This window comes from Ponticaulis sp., assembly GCF_029210165.1.
Taxonomy (GTDB): Bacteria; Pseudomonadota; Alphaproteobacteria; order Caulobacterales; family Hyphomonadaceae; genus Ponticaulis.
This window is the reverse complement of the sequence record NZ_JARGNT010000001.1, coordinates 1,989,710-2,008,200: the sequence shown is the minus strand read 5'-3', so window position 1 is coordinate 2,008,200 and position 18,491 is coordinate 1,989,710. Positions and strand designations below refer to the sequence as shown.

Here is an 18,491-nt window from a genome sequence, read left to right as displayed (position 1 = left end):
TGAACCAAATTGAAGGGGTTCAGACCATGAGTATCGCAGCAGCTTCCGACCTTGATCTTCAGGCGATCACACGCGATTTCCGTACGCCGTTTCCTGATCTCAATGGAAAATCTATCCTGATTACAGGGGGTACCGGCTCTTTCGGCAAGAAGCTCGTCAAGATCATCACCGACAACTGGACACCGCGCCGTCTTGTTATCTTCTCTCGCGATGAGTTGAAGCAATACGAGATGGCTCAGGAGTTTCCGATGCAGAAACACGAGTTTCTGCGGTACTTTATCGGCGATGTTCGCGATCAGGCCCGCCTCGAAATGGCGATGCGCGACATTGATTTCGTCATTCACGCCGCCGCGCTGAAGCATGTTCCGATCGCTGAATACAACCCGATGGAATGCGTTAAAACCAATATTATGGGCGCAGAGAACGTTGTGAATGCCTGCATCCGCGCCGGTGTTCAGAAGGTTGTGGCGCTCTCCACCGATAAAGCGGCCAGCCCAATTAACCTTTATGGTGCGACTAAGCTGGCCTCCGACAAGATTTTTGCAGCGGCCAATAACCTCTCCGGTCGCAATGGCTGTCGCTTCTCGGTTGTGCGCTATGGCAATGTGGTTGGCTCTCGTGGTTCTGTCGTTCCGTTCTTCAAAAAGCTGGTCGCAGAAGGTGCAGATCATCTGCCAATCACAGACGAGCGCATGACACGCTTCTGGATCACGCTGGAGCAAGGCGTGAACTTCGTGCTGTCCAGCCTCGAACTGATGGAAGGCGGCGAAATCTTCGTTCCGAAAATCCCGTCTACGACAGTGGTTGAACTAGCAAAGTCTGTCGCCCCGCACCTGCCGCACAAAGTCATCGGTATTCGTCCGGGCGAGAAGCTGCACGAAACTATGGTTGCCGAAGATGATGGTCGTTCGACCATCGAAATCCCTGACCGTTTTGCAATTCTGCCAGCGCTCGATGAGAAGCTGATGGCAAAATGGCTGGAACGCGGCGCAAGCCAGATGGAAGATGGTTTCTATTATGCGTCTAACCGCAACCCGGAGCGCATGGATGCACGCGGCCTTCTGGGCATGCTGCAGGCGGCCTTCCCTGAAATGGGCGAGCTTCCACTCGCACCGACATCGGGCGTCAGCAAAGCCGGCTAAAGCGCCTGACACGAAATTCAAAAAATGCCGCTTCCAGATGGAGGCGGCATTTTTGTTTCAGACCAGATTAAGTCGGCGTCACTCTGGATTATTGTTCAACGTCGCCAATAGCTCTGACGCCGCATCCGACATGGCACGATAATTGTGCCCGACGCCAGGGACGATCTGAACCTGCCATGCGAACGGTACATTCCGCGCCTCAGCGTTCGCCTGCGCGGCAGCAAACAGGTTCTGTCCGCGGTCTAATCGGAAATTGCCTTGCGCCATGGCGCGGTCCGTCTGCTCCAGAAACCCCTGATCAGCGGTATTGTCGTTCTCACCGAGCAGAATAGTCAGCTCAGTTGCGTATGCCTCAGCCGCAGAGAATGGCATATTCTGAAGGCCATACGGGTACGGCGCGTCGTCATCAGGAAAAGTGTACGTACCTGCATTCGCCGCGATCGCATGACGGATACGCGCCCCAGGTTTCATCATCACCATACGCTGAATAAACTGAGAGCCCGCAGAGTGCCCGAACATATCATATTCTGAAATCGCCCAGTCATTGCGAGCATTCAGCTCGTCGACAATGTTCTCGATAACAGTGAAGGCCCATTCGCTTTCAGGGTTCAGCGCCCCGAAAACGTTTCGGACATTGCCCTCCTGATAGTCCGCCGTGACATAGCGCGAAAACCGGTTTTCAAATTCCGGCGCGATGACGAGTATGCCCTGTGTATCAGCTGTTTCAGCCCAGGCATCCAGATAATCGTCAGCATTGCGGCCCATGCCGTGCATCACAATCAGCACCGGATCTGCTGGCGTCCAGCCCTCCGGCCGATGCGTCCAGACCCGAATGGTCCGCCTGTCCGATGTCTCATATGCTGTCATCACAAAACTGGATGTACCTTCAGGCGTTTGTACAGGGTCAGTCAGCTCCGGTCCGCGAGGGATCCAGCTGACATAGGCATAAAGCAGGCCGACAAGCGACACTGCAGCTACAACCAGCACTGCGCCGGTCCATTTCAAAAATTTCAAGATTCCCGTTCCCACAATCTACGGCCGTTCTGCCCGAACAGCCTCGTCCATGCCCCTACCTGAGCGGGTTATGTGGGAGATAATCAGGCGACTACCAGTTCAACTCTGCCTCACACGTTCGTGTGCAACAGAATCCGACATCCGGGGTGAGATCACCCCAGATTGAACGCGCCTTTGATGCCGTCGATCAGCAGCTGAACAGACAGAGCCGCCAGAATAACGCCGAGGATACGGGTCAGACCACCTGCAACGCTGTCACCCATCATGCGAACGAGCGGACCAGCAAGCAGGAACATGACGAGGCAGACCAGCATGTTCAAAGCAAATGCGGCAAGAACCACACCCTGCTGCGCAATGCTGTCAGAGTTGCTCATATAGAGCATCGCCGTCGCGATCGTGCCCGGACCCGCGAGCATTGGAATACCAAGCGGAAAGACAGAGATATCGTCCAGGTCTTCGTGTTCGGCCATATGCGCCTCTGCGCGGTGTTCACGGCGCTCGGTACGCTTCTCGAAGACCATGTCGAGCGCGATCAGAAAGAGCAGCAAGCCACCCGCCGCACGGAACGCATCGATAGAGATATGCATCTTCTCCAGCAGCCATGAGCCGCCGAAAGCAAATGCAAACACGATAATGGTCGCGACAATAACCGACTTGATAGCCATTTTGCGCGAATACGCCGGTCCGCCTGGCGCAGTCATGGACGCAAACACGGGCGCAACGCCCAGCGCATCCACAAGCACGAAGAAGGTGACAAAACTTGCCGAGAAAAGAGAGATAAGATCCTGAGACATGAGGCCCCTGTACGCCTTTAGCGGCAAAGTTCAAGCGCTAAATTTGCATATCTGAATTGAACTTTTCACTGCATCGAACAGCTTGAGCACGAATAAAGCGGCTCACCTGCATTTCTGGAGCAAAATAATGCGAAAGTATATCGCAGCACTCTTTTAAGTCCGCCACCTCTTCACCGCGCCACAAAGCTGTTAGACGATAGACATCGGCGATTCAGGGGGTGATTGAGCTATGGCAACGGCAGGCGAAGAAATCCTGATCAAGGACGCAATGGTGTTCCTGTTCGCTGCAGGCGTGGCCGTTCCCTTCTTCCGTTTTCTGAAGCTGCCTGCAGTCATCGGCTTCATGGTATCCGGTCTCGCGCTGGGTCCGTTCGGCGTCGGCATGCTGGCCGAGCATTGGCCCGTTCTGGAATATATTTCGATATCCGAACCCGAAGCCGCCGCCCCCTTTGCAGAACTTGGCGTGCTCTTCCTTCTGTTTCTTCTGGGGCTGGAATTCTCGTTCGAAAAGCTTTGGGCGCTGAAGAAAACCGTGTTCGGCGTTGGCGGCATGCAAGCCTCCGTCAGCGCGCTCTCGCTCGCGGCGATTGCGTTCTGGCTCATCATCCCTGACCCGAGCGTCGCAATTGTCTGTGGTCTGGCGCTCGCCCTCTCCTCCACCGCCATCGTGATGCAGGTTCTGGTCGAGGAGAAGATTGCGGCAAAACCTGTCGGCCGGACCAGCTTCGGCGTGCTGCTCTTTCAAGACATTCTGGTTGCGCCAATTCTGATCTTTGTTGGCCTTTTGAACATTGAAGAAGGCGCGAACCTGACATCCGTGCTTCTACAAGCGTTTGTGCAGGGCGTTATCGCCATCGCCGTGATCTTCTTCATCGGCAAATTCGTGCTGCGACGCCTGTTCAAAATGGTCGCGATTGCCGGTGGGCGTGATTTCCTTATGGCGCTGACGCTGCTGACAGTTGTCGGGGCAGCAGCTATTACCGCAAGCGCGGGCCTTTCATTGGCGCTGGGCGCGTTTCTGGCTGGCCTTCTGCTTGGTGAGACAGAGTTCAAACACCAGACAGAGGTCGATCTGGAGCCATTCAAAGGCATACTGCTCGGCCTGTTCTTCATGACAGTCGGCATGGGGCTCGACCTGCCCGCCATCGTCTCGCAACCGCTGACGATCGTGCTCGGTCTGGTCATCCTGATAAGCGTAAAACTTGTTGCAGCATATGGTGCCGTACGGATTTTGAACAAAGATAACGCTGTCGCAATTGAGAGCGCATTCCTGCTGGCCCCTGCCGGTGAGTTTGCATTCGTCGTGGTCGCAACCGCATCAGCGACCGGCATTTTGCCATCAGACATCGCCGCGCCGCTCACCGCAGTCGCCGGCCTTTCCATGCTATGCATTCCCGTCATGTCGAAGATCGGACAGTACCTCGCCAGAAAGACACTGCCAGAGGACGCACCAGTCGCCGAGGAAGTTCAAGACTTTTCCGATCATCAGGGCCACGTCCTGCTCGCCGGTTTTGGTCGCGTCGGCGAGGTTGTGGCGCGGATCCTCTCTCAGGAGTCTGCCGATGTCGTTGCGCTGGATATGAATGCGCGGCTCGTTTCTAACGCGCGCGAGGCTGGATATCGCGCCTATCTGGGCGATGCATCGCGGCCAGAACTTCTCCATTCGGTCGGTCTGGAAGGGGCATCTGTCTTCATCATCACCGTCGATAATCCGCAAATCACAGAGATGCTGGTGCGGTCCGTTCGCGCGGTTCGTCCTGATATTCCAATTCTCGCCCGGGCCCACGACGCGCTCCACGCCACAGAATTAGAGCGCGCTGGCGCGAACTATGTCGTTCCGGAAGTTGTTGAAACAGGTCTGCAGTTGTCTGGTAATGCGCTGCGTAGTTTCGGCTATGAGTATGAAACCGTGCGCGCGCTTCTGGCGACAGAACGCGAAGAAGCCTACCATACCAAGTCGAGCGAAGACGCTTGATTTAAAAGAAAAATGGGTCCGGAGAAATACTCCGGACCCAAGTAAAGCGACTAGGGAAGACCAGATCCATAATCGCTGAAAAGATGTCAGATGTCCTATCCCTGGAAGAGGGAAAGGATCGTCTGGGAATTCTGGTTCGCGATAGACAGCGCCTGAACGCCGAGCTGTTGTTTAACCTGCAAGGCCTGCAGTCGTGCGCTCTCTTTAGAGAGGTCTGCATCGACCAAATTGCCAACACCAACCTCAAGGCTATCGCTGAGTTTGGACACAAAGCTGATATGCGTATCAACGCGGTTCGCTGTTGCGCCGAGACGCGACAGAGCCGAGTTCACATTATTCAGGCTGGTATCAATTGTGCTGACAAGACCGGACGCCAGCGTTGCTGTGCCGAGGCTCGCAGTTGCCGCGAAGGTGATAATCGCACCACCCAGTGAAAGATTTTCCGTATCCAGAGTGATCTGATCCGTCGAGTCAATGTCAGCGATGAAGCCGATACCGTTCGTCTGCGAGCCATCAAGAAGGTTCGCGCCGTCGAATTCCGAATTGTTGATGATCGTGCTGATCTGGCTGATAAGCGACTTGAAGTCTTCATCATATGCGGCGCGCGCAGCACCGTTAATGGACGTATCAGACGCCGCAAGCGCCTTAGAGCGCAGCTCGATCAACAAATCTGAAATGGATTCACTACCGGCAATCGCGACATCAACAATGGAGTTGGCGCGATCCAGACTGGTTTGTACCGCCGCAAGCGCCCCGATATCGCCTCGCATGCCTTGCGCAACCGCAAAAACCGCTGAGTCGTCTCTGGCGCCGCCGACTTTATACCCGCTGGCGACCCGGTTTTGGGTCTGCTCAAGATCACTATTGGTTTTGTTCAGAACCTGCAATGCGCTCATTGCAGCTGAATTTGTATGTACACTCGAAACCATCAGTTCTCTCCCGCAGGGAAGCTAAATTTCCTGCCTCGGAGTAAAGGTTTCGCTCGTGATGGTTAAATAAACGTTGGCAAAGAGAAAAAAGTTTCTCAGGTATTCGTCGGATCGGCTTCAGACCTGGCGGTCAACAATCAGTCCGTAAGCTTCGCCCATAGACTTTGCGAGCTCGAGAAACTGCTCTTCCGGCCATTGTTTAAGAACTTCACCGGACGTTGGATCAAGAACCTTCTGGACATACTTGCCCGTGTCTTCATCGCGTTCGATGACGAGTTTACCATGGGGTGCGTTCTGTGTTTCTTCCAGCGCCTCTTTCAGAAGCTGGCGTCTTTGTTCGGCCGGGTCTGTTGTCTCAACGTCTTCTGCCCTGCGGACATCAGATGCTGCAGACTGTTCTTCCTGGCCTGAAGCTTCGCGAAACGCGAAACGCTCTTGTTTGATATCAGCAGCCAATGCGCCAGATACCGGGGTAAGTTTGAGATCTCCTGACATTGTGTGTCTCCTAACCGTGGAAGGAAGGACCGGAGCCGATGAATAAGATCACCGGCCCCGATACCCTTGCCTCTATCGGAAGAAGGACAATGCAATACCTGCAGAAGAGTTCGCGATAGACAGAGCCTGAACACCAAGCTGTTGCTTGGTTTGCAGGGCCTGAAGTTTCGCAGATTCTTTTGCGAGGTCCGCATCGACCAGGTTGCCGATACCTTTCTCGGTCACGTCAGACAGCTTCTGAACGAAGTCGCCGTGGATGCCGAGCGCTTTAGACGCCGTACCGAGGCGAGCGAGCGCCTGGTTCAGGTTGTCCAGCGAGGTTTCGATTGTGCCAACCGCTGCAGAAGCGTTTGTCACAGTATCAAGAGATGCTGTCGCTGCCAGCGTCACGACTGCGCCGCCGAGAGACAGGTTTTCGTCCACGACAGTGATAGTAGAACCACCATCTGCATCAGCCAGCGCTTCCACGCCAGTTGTAGAGTTGTTGATGAGGTTCACGCCGTTAAATTCAGCGTTGCTGACAATTGTGCCGATCTGGTCACGAAGCGCTTTGAAGTCTTCGTTGAACGCTGCACGCTGAGATGTTGTGAGTGATCCGTCAGCAGCACCAAGTGCCTTCTCTTTCATATCGATGAGAAGATCGCCAACTGCTTCGCCCGCGGCGATAGCAACGTCGACAGTAGAGCTTGTGCGGTCGATGGATTCTTTAACAACACCAAAACCGGCAACATCAGAGCGCATGCCTTGAGCAATCGCGAAGATAGCGCCGTTGTCTTTAGCAGAAGCAACTTTCATACCCGTGTTGATGCGGGACTGAGAAGTTTCAAGCTGAGAGTTTGTGTTGTTCAGCTGTTGCAGCGCAACCATTGCGCCATAGTTTGTATTTACGCTCACCATTTTGGTGGTCCTTTCTGGTCTTCAATGCCTGCAGACAGGCACATTCAGAGCTTTTTGCTCACTGGGATTCTTCCCGCATATGACTAGGCAAAAGCTGGGCCAGACTTATGGTTAAGCGTGATTTTCGGGATTTCCGGTCGCTGCTGAATTCCTATGGTTAACAAAATTTCCAGTATGGTTAGCAAGATATGAAGGGAGCGACAAAACCTGCCGACCGGCATAATTTGCCGGGTTAATATTGCCTATATATTCGTTGTTTTTATTGAAATTTTATCGATCCGCCGCACGCTGGGTGATCATGTGCGTGCGTCAGAAACGAAAAAGCCGGGCCACAAGGGCCCGGCAGTCATGAAAGGTCTTACGCCTTTTATGTCTTCGTTTTTTTGGTCTTCCCTTATCGGAAGAAGGACAGGGCAATACCGCTTGCCTGGTTGGCAATGGAGAGCGCCTGAACACCGAGCTGCTGCTTGGTTTGCAGAGCCTGCAGTTTTGCAGATTCTTTTGCGAGATCCGCATCGACAAGGTTGCCGATACCTTTCTCAGTCACGTCAGAAAGTTTCGTGACAAAATCAGAGTGAATACCAAGCGCTTTAGACGCCGTGCCGAGACGGGCCAGAGCCTGGTTGAGGTTTGTGAGAGAAGTCTCGATTGTGCCAACCGCTGCAGACGCGTTTGTCACAGTGTCGAGAGATGCTGTCGCTGCGAGCGTAACGATTGCGCCGCCGAGAGACAGGTTCTCGTCGAGAACCGTGATAACAGAGCTACCGTCAGAAGACGCGAACGCCTCTACAGAAGCAGTTGTGTTATTGATCAGGTTCACGCCGTTGAATTCAGCGTTAGAAATAACCGTGCCAACCTGGTCACGAAGTGCTTTGAAGTCTTCGTTGAACGCAGAACGCTGAGACGTTGTCAGAGAAGAGTCTGCCGCGCCGAGCGCTTTCTCTTTCATGTCGATAAGAAGGTCACCGATTGCTTCGCCAGCAGCGATAGCAACGTCGACTGTAGAGCTTGTGCGGTCGATAGATTCTTTAACAACACCGTATCCAGCCACGTCAGCGCGCATGCCCTGAGCGATCGCATAGATAGCACCGTTGTCTTTTGCGGAAGCGACTTTCATACCCGTGTTGATACGGGTCTGAGTTGTCTCAAGAGCTGAGTTTGTAGAATTCAGCTGCTGCAGCGCGACCATTGCGCCATAGTTTGTATTTACGCTCGCCATTTTAGCGATCTCCATTCTGGTTATGTAATTCAGGCCTTTTGCCTGAACGGACCTTTTGTCCGCAGAACGGCTTCGCAAATGACGGGCCAGTTTCGTGCTTAACAGAAAAAGAGTTTTAGCCGGTTTTAAGGGGCAAAAACGTTAACGCAGCTCGGAAGCTTTATTAAAGTTTTTCCGAACCGACCTTTTTGTTGCCTATAGGCACATATTGCCCGGCAGGATTTTCCTTCCTTTACAGAGTTTTGATATTAATGAAGAATTTTTACTCGCCTGATGCGGAATGCCCAAAAAGAAAAAGCCGGGCCCCTGAGGGACCCGGCAGGAATGAAGGCTGCCACCTTCAATATTTTAACTGATTTGCCTCTGAGAGGCCGTCGCTTCTTAACGGAAGAAGGACAGTGCGATACCGCTCGCCTGGTTGGCGATGGAGAGCGCCTGAACGCCGAGCTGCTGCTTGGTTTGCAGAGCCTGAAGTTTCGCAGATTCTTTCGCGAGATCCGCATCGACGAGGTTGCCGATACCTTTCTCAGTCACGTCAGAGAGCTTCGTGACGAAGTCTGAGTGAATGCCGAGCGCTTTAGACGCTGTACCGAGACGCGCGAGCGCCTGGTTGAGGTTCGTCAGAGATGTCTCGATTGTAGAAACGGCAGTAGATGCTTTTGTGACTGTATCGATGACAGCAGTCGATGTCAGCGTCACGATAGAGCCGGACAGAGACAGGTTCTCGTCGAGAACTGTGATGACGGATGTACCGTCAGAAGACGCGAACGCCTCAATGTTAGCAGTAGAGTTGTTGATCAGGTTCACGCCGTTGAATTCAGCGTTAGAGACAACAGTCGCGATCTGATCACGAAGCGCTTTGAAGTCTTCGTTGAATGCAGCACGCTGGTTTGAAGTCAGGGAAGAGTCAGCTGCACCAAGCGCTTTCTCTTTCATGTCGATGAGAAGATCACCGATCGCTTCGCCAGCTGCGATAGCAACGTCGACTGTAGAGCTTGAACGATCAAGTGAGTCTGTGACAACACCATAGCCGGCAACGTCAGCGCGCATGCCCTGAGCGATCGCATAAATAGCACCATTGTCTTTTGCGGAAGAGACTTTCATGCCCGTGTTGATACGGGTCTGAGTCATTTCGAGCTGAGAGTTTGTAGAGTTCAGCTGCTGCAGCGCGACCATTGCGCCATAGTTCGTATTTACGCTCGCCATTTTAGCGATCTCCATTCTGGTTATGTAACGCGTGCATTTTGCTCGCTCAGGCGTTTTGCCTGCGGACTAGTAAGAGCAAGCGCGATGCCAAACCGAATGGTTAAGGGATAGGCCGGAAGCCCCCGTAATTACGGATGAAAATGTTACGAAAAAGGATGCAATTTTCCCGTGAGGCAGTTTCGACCAGGCAAAACTTTCCTCCCCCGGCAATTACTGCCTGCCGGGCCATGAAAAAACCGCCGGGGATCTCTCCGCCGACGGCCGCCTGTGCTTCTGTGTGCGTGTTCTGACGCATTGTTTCCAACTTTCGGTGGCCGTAGCAGGGGGAAGGAATACATCCCTCCCCCATTTACGACTGAAGGTCTTACTGGAACAGACTGTTGATGATCTGCGGAGCCTGGTTCGCGATCGACAGTGCCTGTACGCCAAGCTGCTGCTTCGTCTGCAGAGCCTGAAGTTTGGCACTCTCTTTTGCCATGTCCGCATCGACCAGATGGCCGACACCCTTCTCGAGGGAATCACGCAGCTTTGTCACGAATTCAGAGTGAATCGTGAGCGCCTTCGAAGACGTGCCCAGACGCGCGAGCGCCTGGTTCAGGTTAGTCAGCGATGTTTCAATCGTGGAGACCAGAGCTGAAGCATTGGTAGCTGTGTCGAGCGATGCCGTCGCAGCGATCGTCACTACGCCACCACCCAGAGAAAGGTTTTCATCTTGCACCGTAATGACAGAATTGCCATCAGCATCGGCAAATGCCGTGATTTCTGCAGTGCTGTTATTGATCAGGTTCACGCCATTGAATTCAGCATTGCTGACAATGGTTTCAATCTGATCACGCAGCGCCTTGAAATCTTCGCTGAAGGCAGCTCGTTGCGCCGTAGTCAGTGTTTCGTCAGATGCAGCAAGCGCTTTCTCTTTCATATCGATGAGAAGGTCGGAAATTGCACTTCCGGCCGCGATTGCGACATCCACCGTCGACCCGGTGCGGTCGAGACTGTCAAGAACAACGCCAAAGCCGGAAAGGTCTGCACGCATGCCCTGAGCAATGGCGTAAATCGCGCCATTGTCCTTAGCCGATGCAACTTTAAGCCCGGTATTGATGCGTTCTTGGGTCCCGCTGAGAGCCATGTTGGTGCTGTTCAGTTGTTGCAGGGCGACCATCGCCCCGTAGTTGGTATTTACAGAAAGGGCAGCCATTTTAGTTTCCTTCCATTCTGGCAGGTATTGTTCTGACCATTTTAGTCAGCTGGACATTTTGTCCTGCATACGCGTGCGCAAATGGCGTGCCGTTTTGGTAAATGGAAACTTAACCGGGAAAGCCCCTATTTCATTGAATTTTCTATAAATATCGACCCATTCCGTACTCGGATAGGCAGGGTTTTCCGAGCCTGTTCGGACCTGTAGTGCAGTCTTTGCCGGGTGGTGTACTGCCCATCACAAACCTGCGATCCGCTATGGAAAATATTGAAAGCCATGATAGCTTCGCCGACAGATATAATCGGAGGAACCGCCATGATCCGACAGGCTCTCGTTTCAGTATCACTGCTCGCAATATTCGCCGGTCCGGCATACGCCGCTGACCTCATGACAGCGGACGAAATCCGTGAACGCATGACAGCCGGCGTTGATCATATTTCAAATGACGATTTGATCAGCCGCATGGAAGCCAACGAAAATCTGGTCCTGATTGATGTTCGCACGGAAGCCGAATACGAGGCCGGTCACATTGCTGGCGCGCAGTCAGTTCCGCGTGGAGTCGTCGAATTCCGGATCGGGTCACTCGCGCCAGAGGCCGATCAGGAAATCATCGTCACCTGCTCTCACGGAATTCGCGCAGCAGCGGTGACAAAAATCCTGCAGGGCTTCGGGTACACCAATGTCAGCGCGCATCGCGGCGTCACATCATGGGTTGAAGCCGGTCAGACAATTGAAAACCGGATGGGTACCCTTCAATACGTTCCGTCAGTGGGCGAGGAAGACTGATCAGGCGTTAGCGGGCTCGCCGACTTTCAGCTCGAGCCAGTCCAGAATATCAGCTGCGACCTGGTCCAAGCCTGGTTCATCGAGAATCCAGTGCGCGTGGTTTTCGTATTCGCGAAAATCACCCGGCACAGGGGCGCGGGCATATTTCTCACCCACTTTGCGAACAGCCTTGGCTGGCGTCGCCCTGTCTTTACTGGCGGCAATAGTCAGTGATGGCACCTGAAAACGCTCCTCGCGGACCACAATCCCGTCTGCCAGATTGCCGTACACCTTGCCTGAATCATAAAGTGCCGTCGCATAGATTTCATCGTGACGGGCACGTGGCACACAGTTCAGAACGCCCCATTTGAAACCTGTCTTCCAAACCTTATGCGCCCTGGAGCGGTTCTGCGACAGAACAATGTTCAGGAATGTGATCGCCACAGCAGGCGTGACGGCATGGCAGTCGCGCGGCTGGGCCGGCGTCAGAAACACCCCGCCTGATGTCATATTCATTTCAACAAGTGACTGGGCAATCAGCCCGCCCATTGAATGACCGATCACGACCGGCTTTTCGCCTGTTTCTTCACGAATGCGGCGGCATTCCTCCGACATCGCTGTGATGTAATCGTCCAGACCGAGCTTATTCAGCTCATCGGGCGGGTTCTCAGCCAGTCGATATTCGGGAAAGAGGGTTGGTGCTTCACAGGTCCAGCCTGCACGCTCCAGAAAGCGGCGCATCGGCGTCCATACACTGCCAGCGCAACCAACGCCATGAATGAGAAGCAGTCTGCGGCTCATAAAAAACCTCCCCGTATATTTTCAGGGAGGTTAGCTCGGTTTAGGCGCAGGGCATAGATGGCGAAAGAGCACGCCCTTATTCGCCGTTCAGACCCTGCATGATCAATCGGTTGATATCGATCAGATCCTGAATGTCTTCGTCTTCACGCATGATCGCAGAGGTATGCTTGCTGACGAAAATAGACAGAGAAATAATGCTGGCACGCAGCTGGGCCGGCAATCCGTTATCCGGATTTGCACAGTCCAGAGACAGCGCAGACCAGACACGCCGGTTCCAGTCCAGCGCGTCCATGAGCTTATGGAGATCGCTCTTGCCAGTTTTTTCTGCCTCGACCAGCGCGGCGGTTACCTGAGCAAAGAGGCGATACTCAATTTCACGCGGATTCTCGGTCCGACGTGCTGTCTGCTGATACGCCTTGATGGACATGCCCCAAGCGCTCCTCTTCGTATGACATTATGTTCCGGCACCTTGTCAGCGCCTTATAATATTGACCCGCCATCACATCCTTGGAACAGGAAATGCATTCCTTGAGGATATCAGGATTTTTAATGACGGACATGAACTCCGTCATTTTCACCACAAATTCTTCATACTGGGCAGAGATGTCCGAAGGATCGAGATACATCATCATAACCGGGAAATAGATGCGCTTCGCAGGCGTATCCGCTTCGTGCGGCTGCATAATGTCTTTCTCACGCAAAACGGACGCTTTGTTCTGCAGAAGCAGAACACCGCGACGATCGCCGTTTTGAATGACAGCGCCGTTCACAACGAATTTTTCGCCTGGTTTCAGCGACAATTTAAGCGGCATGGTGTCCTCCAGCCAGTAAACATTCTGACTGGTTTTACCTCCATCAGGTTAATGCAAGTTTTAGATGGAGTAATTCGAAGTTAGCCGTTTCTTAAAGAGACCATGGCAATTCGGTATAAACGCAATCACCGGAGCGCCACATGACAGACGCCACCCAGAACACAACTCTCGATCAAGCGCTGGACGCGGCACCTCTAGCCAATCCAATGCCAGCTGACGCCGTTGGTGACGCAGCTAAGAGTCAGGCGCTGCAAACGGTTCTTCGTTTCAAGAACAACAAATCTGACGATAAGCTACGCAAGGCCATGCCGCTGATGAAGCGCGCTGTTCGGCTTATCAACGAAGAAAAATACCGCGAGGCAGCGCAGCTGGGCCTGCAAGCCGTCAATATTGACGAGAACCTCTCCCTCGCCTGCCATATTACAGCTATCGCACTCGATAAGCTCGGCGTCGCAAGCCTCGCGCTAGGCATGTATGAACGCGCGCTCAAGCTCTCACCGGAAGAGCCGGAGATCTATCAGAACCTTGGCCTGCTGGCATGGCGCATGGACCTTTATGACGTCGCCGAGAAGTTTTTCCGTATTTTCTGTCGCATGATGCCGGAGCATGTCGAAGGCCCGAATAACCTCGCCTGCGTTCTGCGCGATAAAGGCGAATTTGAAAGCGCTATCGAAGTGCTTCGCGCCGCAATTTACGAAAATCAGGAAAGTTCGCTTCTGTGGAACTCGCTCGGCACCGTGATGATGGAGCAGACCGAATTCGACAATGCGGTTCTGTTCTACGAACAGGCGCTTCAGCTGGAGCCGAACCTTGCGCGCGCCTACCACAATATCGGCTATTGCCGCGCGACAGAGGGCCGCCACGACATTGCACTCGAACATCTTCAAAAGGCGCTCGATCTGGGCGTCCTGCCAGCAAATGAGCGCGCGGAAACCGAGCACGCGATTGCGATTTCCCTCATTGGTTCCGGTCAGCTCGACAAAGCGTGGGACGCTTATGAATGCCGCAACAATCCACGTTATGGCGGCGCGACATCCTACTCCATCCCGCTGAAGCAATGGGATGGCGAACCGCTGGAAGGCAAGAAAATACTCGTTGTCGGCGAGCAAGGTCTCGGTGACGAAGTCATGTTCCTGAACATGGGCCATGACCTGATTGACCGCCTCGGCCCTGAAGGCTCTCTGACCATCGGTGTCGTACCGCGTCTGGAAGCCCTCATGCAGCGCTCATTCCCGACAGCGAAAGTCACCAAGCACTCTACGGTTCGCTCCAACGCCATTCCACTTCGTGGCTGTCCGCTGATCACCGACTGGGACACCTATGATTTCTGGGCCCCAATGGCGAGCGTACTGCGTGCTCTGCGTACAGATATCAAAGACTTCCCGACAGAAAGTGGCTTCCTCACACCTGATCCGGAACGTGTCGAGCATTGGAAAAACGAACTTGCCAAGCTTGGCCCCGGCCTCAAAACGGGCATCCTCTGGAAGTCCATGCTGATGACGGCCAAGCGGTCGAAATACTATTCTCCGTTCACGCAGTGGAAGGACACGCTGAAAACCGAAGGCGTTGTCTGGGTGAACCTTCAGTACGGCGAATGCGCGGAAGATATTGAACGCGCTGAGAAGGAGTTTGGCGTCAAAATCCATCAGATGGAAGGCATCAATCTGAAAGACGATCTGGACGATCTGGCTGCACTTTGCGTCGCGCTTGATCTGGTCGTCGGCCCGATGAACGCCACGACAAACATCGCGGCTGGTTCGGGCGCGCGCACTGCCATTATCGGTGCGCCGAATGCGTGGCCTTATCTCGGCACCGGCGAACTGCCCTGGTATCCGACTGCGAAAGTCTTTGCGCCTGACACGATCAACAACTGGAAGCCCGCAATGAAGAGCTTCCGCGAATGGCTTACAGAACAGGCCACAAAAGAGACCGACGCGAAGGTCAAAGGCGCCGCTTGAAAGCCAGTTTAAGGCAGCGACCTCATCGGTCCGCCTTCATATAGTTTCTGATACAGCGCCGCGTCTTCTGCGTGGCGCTGTTTTAGTTTCTGCAGAACTGCATCTGAAAGATCAGCGCGCGTGAACGGCGTAACGCCTTCCTCTCTGCGGCCTTCGTTGTGTCGCTTCTGAAACGCTTCGACACCAATTTCCCGCCCCATCAGCTCGCTGGCGAGTTCGGCGCCCGTCTCAGCCAGATGATCAACTGCAGCCAGCAACACCCTGCATTCAGGACGCGCACCTTCCGGCGTCAGAAAGTCCATATGCGCATTGGCTGGCTCGGACATCAGAAAGTCCTCGGCCGACATGCCATTGACCTCGTCATGTAGGCGATGGCGCGGCTTAACGCGAATAAAATTATAGAGCGAAATCATGCGATCGACCGGATCTCGCACATAGCTGAGCAAGACAGTGTCGGGATCATTCAGATCGAGGTTCTCGTTATCTATCAGATAACGCAGCTGGATGTGTCCCCCGATAAACGCCCAGTTCTCGGGCAGCGTTCGCGTACCGAACCTCTCGGGCGGAACTCCGTCAGAGCGCATGAAATATTTGAACGTCCTGTCACTCCCCGCGAGCAGGTTCATGAACACACGATGCAGCGATGTGCCCGCCGTTTTGGGAATGTGACTAAAAACGATCCGCATCGCTGCGACGTTAAAAATGCGGCTTCCCAAGTCAAGGCGTTTGACCGCCACTAAAAATAAAATCCGCCCGACTTCCATCTTCGTATTGAATAGTTGAAGCATCACATATCTGAACGGGATCGAACTCTTGAAACTCGCTATTATCGGCGCCGGATTTTCAGGCCTCACTTGCGCACGCATTGCCCGCCAGAACGGATTGGACGTCACAGTTTTTGACAAAGGGCGCGGCGCAGGCGGGCGGCTGTCGACCAAGCGCATCAGCGCGGACGGGGCCGAGTATCGCTTCGATCACGGCACAAGCGCATTCGAAGCACGCTCTGAGGCGTTCGCAGATGCGCTTCAACCACTTATAGAGGCAGGGTTCGTTGCGGAGCTTCATGCCAATGACAACGGGTTCCCGAAAGGCTTTGTCGGCACGCCCGGCATGAACTCCACCATCAAAGGTCTGGCCGAGGGCCTCGATGTTCGCTTTGGCCAACGCGTGGAGCGCATGACACGCACACCGCGAGGCTGGGCGCTGTCTTTTGAACAGGATATCCCGCCATTCGACTGCGATGTCGTTGTCTGCGCAATCCCAGCAGAACAGGCGACCATTCTTCTTGCGGATGCCGCCCCCGAGTTTTCCGCGAAAGCTGGCGACGTCGTTTCAGAGCCCCGATGGGTGACTATGCTGGGCTTCTCGACACCTCTGCCAGTGGATTTCACCACTCTGAAACCGGAACAAAGCTCCATCGCTGCGATCATCCGGAACCAGACCAAGCCGGGTAGAGATGCCACGAAGGACTGTCTCGTTCTTCATGCCAGCACAGACTGGTCGAAAGCGCATCTGGAAGATGACGCCAGTGATGTTTTGACGGCCATGAAATCCGCTTTGGCCGGGACATTGTCGATCGAGCTACCATCGCCCGCCGTAGAGCACGCCCACCGCTGGCGCTATGCCGTCACATCCTCGCCAGCTGGCCAGCCTTTCATGCTGACCGAAGACAAAACACTGGGAGTTTGCGGAGACTGGCTTTTGGGCGGGGGCGTCGAAGATGCCTGGGCGAGCGGCAAAGCGCTCGGCGACGCTCTGTCAGGCGCGGCGGACTAGAGCGTCCGGCTCATCATCATCGTGAACGCCAAGAATGACAGGATCGGCGGAATCTCTTGCGATCGGGAAGAAGGCGCTAACTTCAGTCCATTTGCCTTCTTCACTGTCGATCTTGAATTTGCCGCCATGCATCTGAACAATCTCTTTTACAAGATTGAGCCCAATGCCAGTGCCTTGAATGCTGGTCGCTGTTGATGCCCGGAAGAAACGCTCTGTCACACGGGCCAATTCTGCTTGCGGAATGCCAACACCGTGATCGCGAACTTTGATAATCGCCCAGTTTCCCTCGACATAACCACAAATATCGACGCGCGGGTCCGCTTTGGAGTATTTCACGGCATTGCCGATCATATTCCCCAGCACATGCTCCATCAGGCGCGGATCGCAGCTGAGCTCATCTGGAAGATCTTCAATATCGATCTCGAACTGGTACTCGGTCGCAATCTCCTTGTGACGATCCAGAACGTCGAGGATATGCGACTGGATATCCACCATTTCCGGCTCGAACTGAAGCTTTGATGCAGCGATGCGGGAGGCATCCAACGTGCGCTCGACCAGATTGGACAGACGTCCAACAGAGCCGCGAATTTTTTCCATCCGCTCTCGAACAGCTTCTGCATCCATGCTGTCAGCCCGGTTCTCGACACGGCGCGCCATGCCGTCGATCACGGCTAGCGGCGTACGGAATTCATGGCTGACCATGGACACAAAATCGTTCTGCATCGCGTTGAGTTCACGTTCTGCTTTCAGCGCGTGCTCCAGCTTCAGCTTCTGCTCTTCCAGCTCGGCAGTTCGCAGGCAAACCTGCTGGGCGAGGTTATCGCGGTGCGTTTGAAGTTCAGCATATAAGGAATTGAGCTCTGCGTTCGCCTCGGTCAGCTGCTTATTCGACGTGATAAAGCCGTAGAGGTTCTGAAAATAGCTGCGAACCAGCATGAACACGACAAGCATCACCGTAATGAAGTTCAGCGCCATTGCGGTGTAAGCAAGGTTTCCGCGCGTCGCAAAAAACAGGACGAACGTCGTGCCACTAATCGTCATACAGACGAGCGCAGCCAGCGGGACCTGAACAACAGCGAAGACCGTCCCAATCAGCGTTACGGAAATGAAGAACGCGATATGTGTCTGCTGGTTTGCATCGCCATACGGGAAAAGCAGAATACACCAGACGGACAGGAAAACGGCCATGCCTGCGAGAAGCGCTGAGAGCTTGCGTAGCTCCTGAGCCGCCTCGAGATGACTTGCATATTCTTTCGGCCGCATAAACCAGAACAGGCTACGGACGATAAACAGGCCGATCAGGACCGCAGGCGTCCATATCGCCAGTTCCGGCGGCGCAGCCGATGCAAAGCTGACGGCCAGACCGAACACATTGAACGCAACAATGATGTAAATCAGAGGAATCTGGCGCGACATAGCCGCCATCTGAGCCTGCACAAGCTCAGGTTCGTCGGAGTGAATCCGGAACAGATTTTTAAATTTCAGCTTCTCGTGCATGCTGTGACCTCAGCAT

The 18,491-nt window shown here is 54.1% G+C and carries 18 protein-coding genes; 5 read left to right on the top strand and 13 right to left on the bottom strand.

Features of this window, described 5'->3' with window-relative positions; genetic code table 11:
* Nucleotides 1-26 precede the first annotated feature (26 nt).
* On the top strand, nt 27-1,142 hold the full coding sequence (pseB, locus tag P1U45_RS09805; protein WP_301058889.1) for a UDP-N-acetylglucosamine 4,6-dehydratase (inverting): 1,116 nt from the start codon (nt 27-29) through the stop codon (nt 1,140-1,142).
* A 78-nt stretch (nt 1,143-1,220) separates the two neighbouring features.
* Here the strand turns inward: pseB and P1U45_RS09800 are convergent, their stop codons facing one another.
* A complete protein-coding gene (locus P1U45_RS09800; protein WP_301058888.1) occupies nt 1,221-2,156 on the bottom strand; it encodes a hypothetical protein in 936 nt (311 codons plus the stop codon).
* Nucleotides 2,157-2,308: 152 nt separating this feature from the next.
* On the bottom strand, nt 2,309-2,950 hold the full coding sequence (locus P1U45_RS09795) for a MarC family protein (RefSeq protein WP_293609524.1): 642 nt from the start codon (nt 2,948-2,950) through the stop codon (nt 2,309-2,311).
* A gap of 229 nt (nt 2,951-3,179) precedes the next feature.
* Between P1U45_RS09795 and P1U45_RS09790 the strand changes: the two genes are divergently transcribed.
* Entirely contained in the window at nt 3,180-4,925 is a 1,746-nt protein-coding gene (locus P1U45_RS09790; protein WP_301058887.1) for a cation:proton antiporter, read from the top strand.
* A 95-nt stretch (nt 4,926-5,020) separates the two neighbouring features.
* Here the strand turns inward: P1U45_RS09790 and P1U45_RS09785 are convergent, their stop codons facing one another.
* The 6 genes from P1U45_RS09785 to P1U45_RS09760 all read right to left on the bottom strand — a co-directional run bounded on the left by P1U45_RS09785 (nt 5,021) and on the right by P1U45_RS09760 (nt 10,866).
* Entirely contained in the window at nt 5,021-5,854 is an 834-nt protein-coding gene (locus P1U45_RS09785; RefSeq protein ID WP_301058886.1) for a flagellin, read from the bottom strand.
* A gap of 117 nt (nt 5,855-5,971) precedes the next feature.
* Nucleotides 5,972-6,349: a flagellar protein FlaG gene (locus P1U45_RS09780; protein ID WP_301058885.1), complete on the bottom strand. Its 378-nt coding sequence runs from the start codon at nt 6,347-6,349 to the stop codon at nt 5,972-5,974.
* Between the two features lie 72 nt (nt 6,350-6,421).
* On the bottom strand, nt 6,422-7,246 hold the full coding sequence (locus P1U45_RS09775; RefSeq protein WP_301058884.1) for a flagellin: 825 nt from the start codon (nt 7,244-7,246) through the stop codon (nt 6,422-6,424).
* A gap of 394 nt (nt 7,247-7,640) precedes the next feature.
* The gene (locus P1U45_RS09770) at nt 7,641-8,465 is read right to left on the bottom strand and encodes a flagellin (protein ID WP_301058883.1); all 825 of its coding nucleotides are present in this window, start codon (nt 8,463-8,465) and stop codon (nt 7,641-7,643) included.
* A gap of 381 nt (nt 8,466-8,846) precedes the next feature.
* A complete protein-coding gene (locus tag P1U45_RS09765) occupies nt 8,847-9,671 on the bottom strand; it encodes a flagellin (RefSeq protein WP_301058882.1) in 825 nt (274 codons plus the stop codon).
* Between the two features lie 364 nt (nt 9,672-10,035).
* Nucleotides 10,036-10,866, bottom strand: coding sequence for a flagellin (locus P1U45_RS09760; protein ID WP_301058881.1), 831 nt, complete (start codon nt 10,864-10,866; stop codon nt 10,036-10,038).
* Nucleotides 10,867-11,181: 315 nt separating this feature from the next.
* Here P1U45_RS09760 and P1U45_RS09755 point away from each other — a divergent pair, with 315 nt between their 5' ends.
* Nucleotides 11,182-11,652 carry a rhodanese-like domain-containing protein gene (locus tag P1U45_RS09755; protein ID WP_301058880.1) on the top strand — a complete coding sequence of 157 codons (471 nt, stop codon included), beginning with the start codon at nt 11,182-11,184 and terminating at the stop codon, nt 11,650-11,652.
* On the opposite strand, the gene P1U45_RS09750 is transcribed toward P1U45_RS09755, so the two are convergent.
* From P1U45_RS09750 to flbT, 3 genes are all read right to left on the bottom strand, one after another.
* Nucleotides 11,653-12,432: an alpha/beta fold hydrolase gene (locus P1U45_RS09750; RefSeq protein WP_301058879.1), complete on the bottom strand. Its 780-nt coding sequence runs from the start codon at nt 12,430-12,432 to the stop codon at nt 11,653-11,655. It abuts the gene before it with no gap.
* A gap of 76 nt (nt 12,433-12,508) precedes the next feature.
* Nucleotides 12,509-12,859 carry a flagellar biosynthesis regulator FlaF gene (flaF, locus tag P1U45_RS09745; protein WP_022694794.1) on the bottom strand — a complete coding sequence of 117 codons (351 nt, stop codon included), beginning with the start codon at nt 12,857-12,859 and terminating at the stop codon, nt 12,509-12,511.
* Entirely contained in the window at nt 12,807-13,244 is a 438-nt protein-coding gene (gene flbT, locus P1U45_RS09740; protein ID WP_293609516.1) for a flagellar biosynthesis repressor FlbT, read from the bottom strand. The genes flaF and flbT overlap by 53 nt, the downstream gene beginning before the upstream one ends.
* Before the next feature lie 140 nt (nt 13,245-13,384).
* Between flbT and P1U45_RS09735 the strand changes: the two genes are divergently transcribed.
* Nucleotides 13,385-15,202, top strand: coding sequence for a tetratricopeptide repeat protein (locus P1U45_RS09735; protein ID WP_301058877.1), 1,818 nt, complete (start codon nt 13,385-13,387; stop codon nt 15,200-15,202).
* Nucleotides 15,203-15,210: 8 nt separating this feature from the next.
* On the opposite strand, the gene P1U45_RS09730 is transcribed toward P1U45_RS09735, so the two are convergent.
* Complete coding sequence (locus P1U45_RS09730) at nt 15,211-15,888, bottom strand: sulfotransferase family 2 domain-containing protein (RefSeq protein ID WP_301058876.1); 678 nt, start codon at nt 15,886-15,888, stop codon at nt 15,211-15,213.
* A 127-nt stretch (nt 15,889-16,015) separates the two neighbouring features.
* Between P1U45_RS09730 and P1U45_RS09725 the strand changes: the two genes are divergently transcribed.
* A complete protein-coding gene (locus P1U45_RS09725) occupies nt 16,016-16,978 on the top strand; it encodes an FAD-dependent oxidoreductase (protein WP_301058875.1) in 963 nt (320 codons plus the stop codon).
* Here P1U45_RS09725 and P1U45_RS09720 read toward each other — a convergent pair.
* Nucleotides 16,961-18,475, bottom strand: coding sequence for an ATP-binding protein (locus P1U45_RS09720; RefSeq protein ID WP_301058874.1), 1,515 nt, complete (start codon nt 18,473-18,475; stop codon nt 16,961-16,963). The genes P1U45_RS09725 and P1U45_RS09720 overlap by 18 nt on opposite strands.
* Between the last annotated feature and the right edge of the window lie 16 nt (nt 18,476-18,491).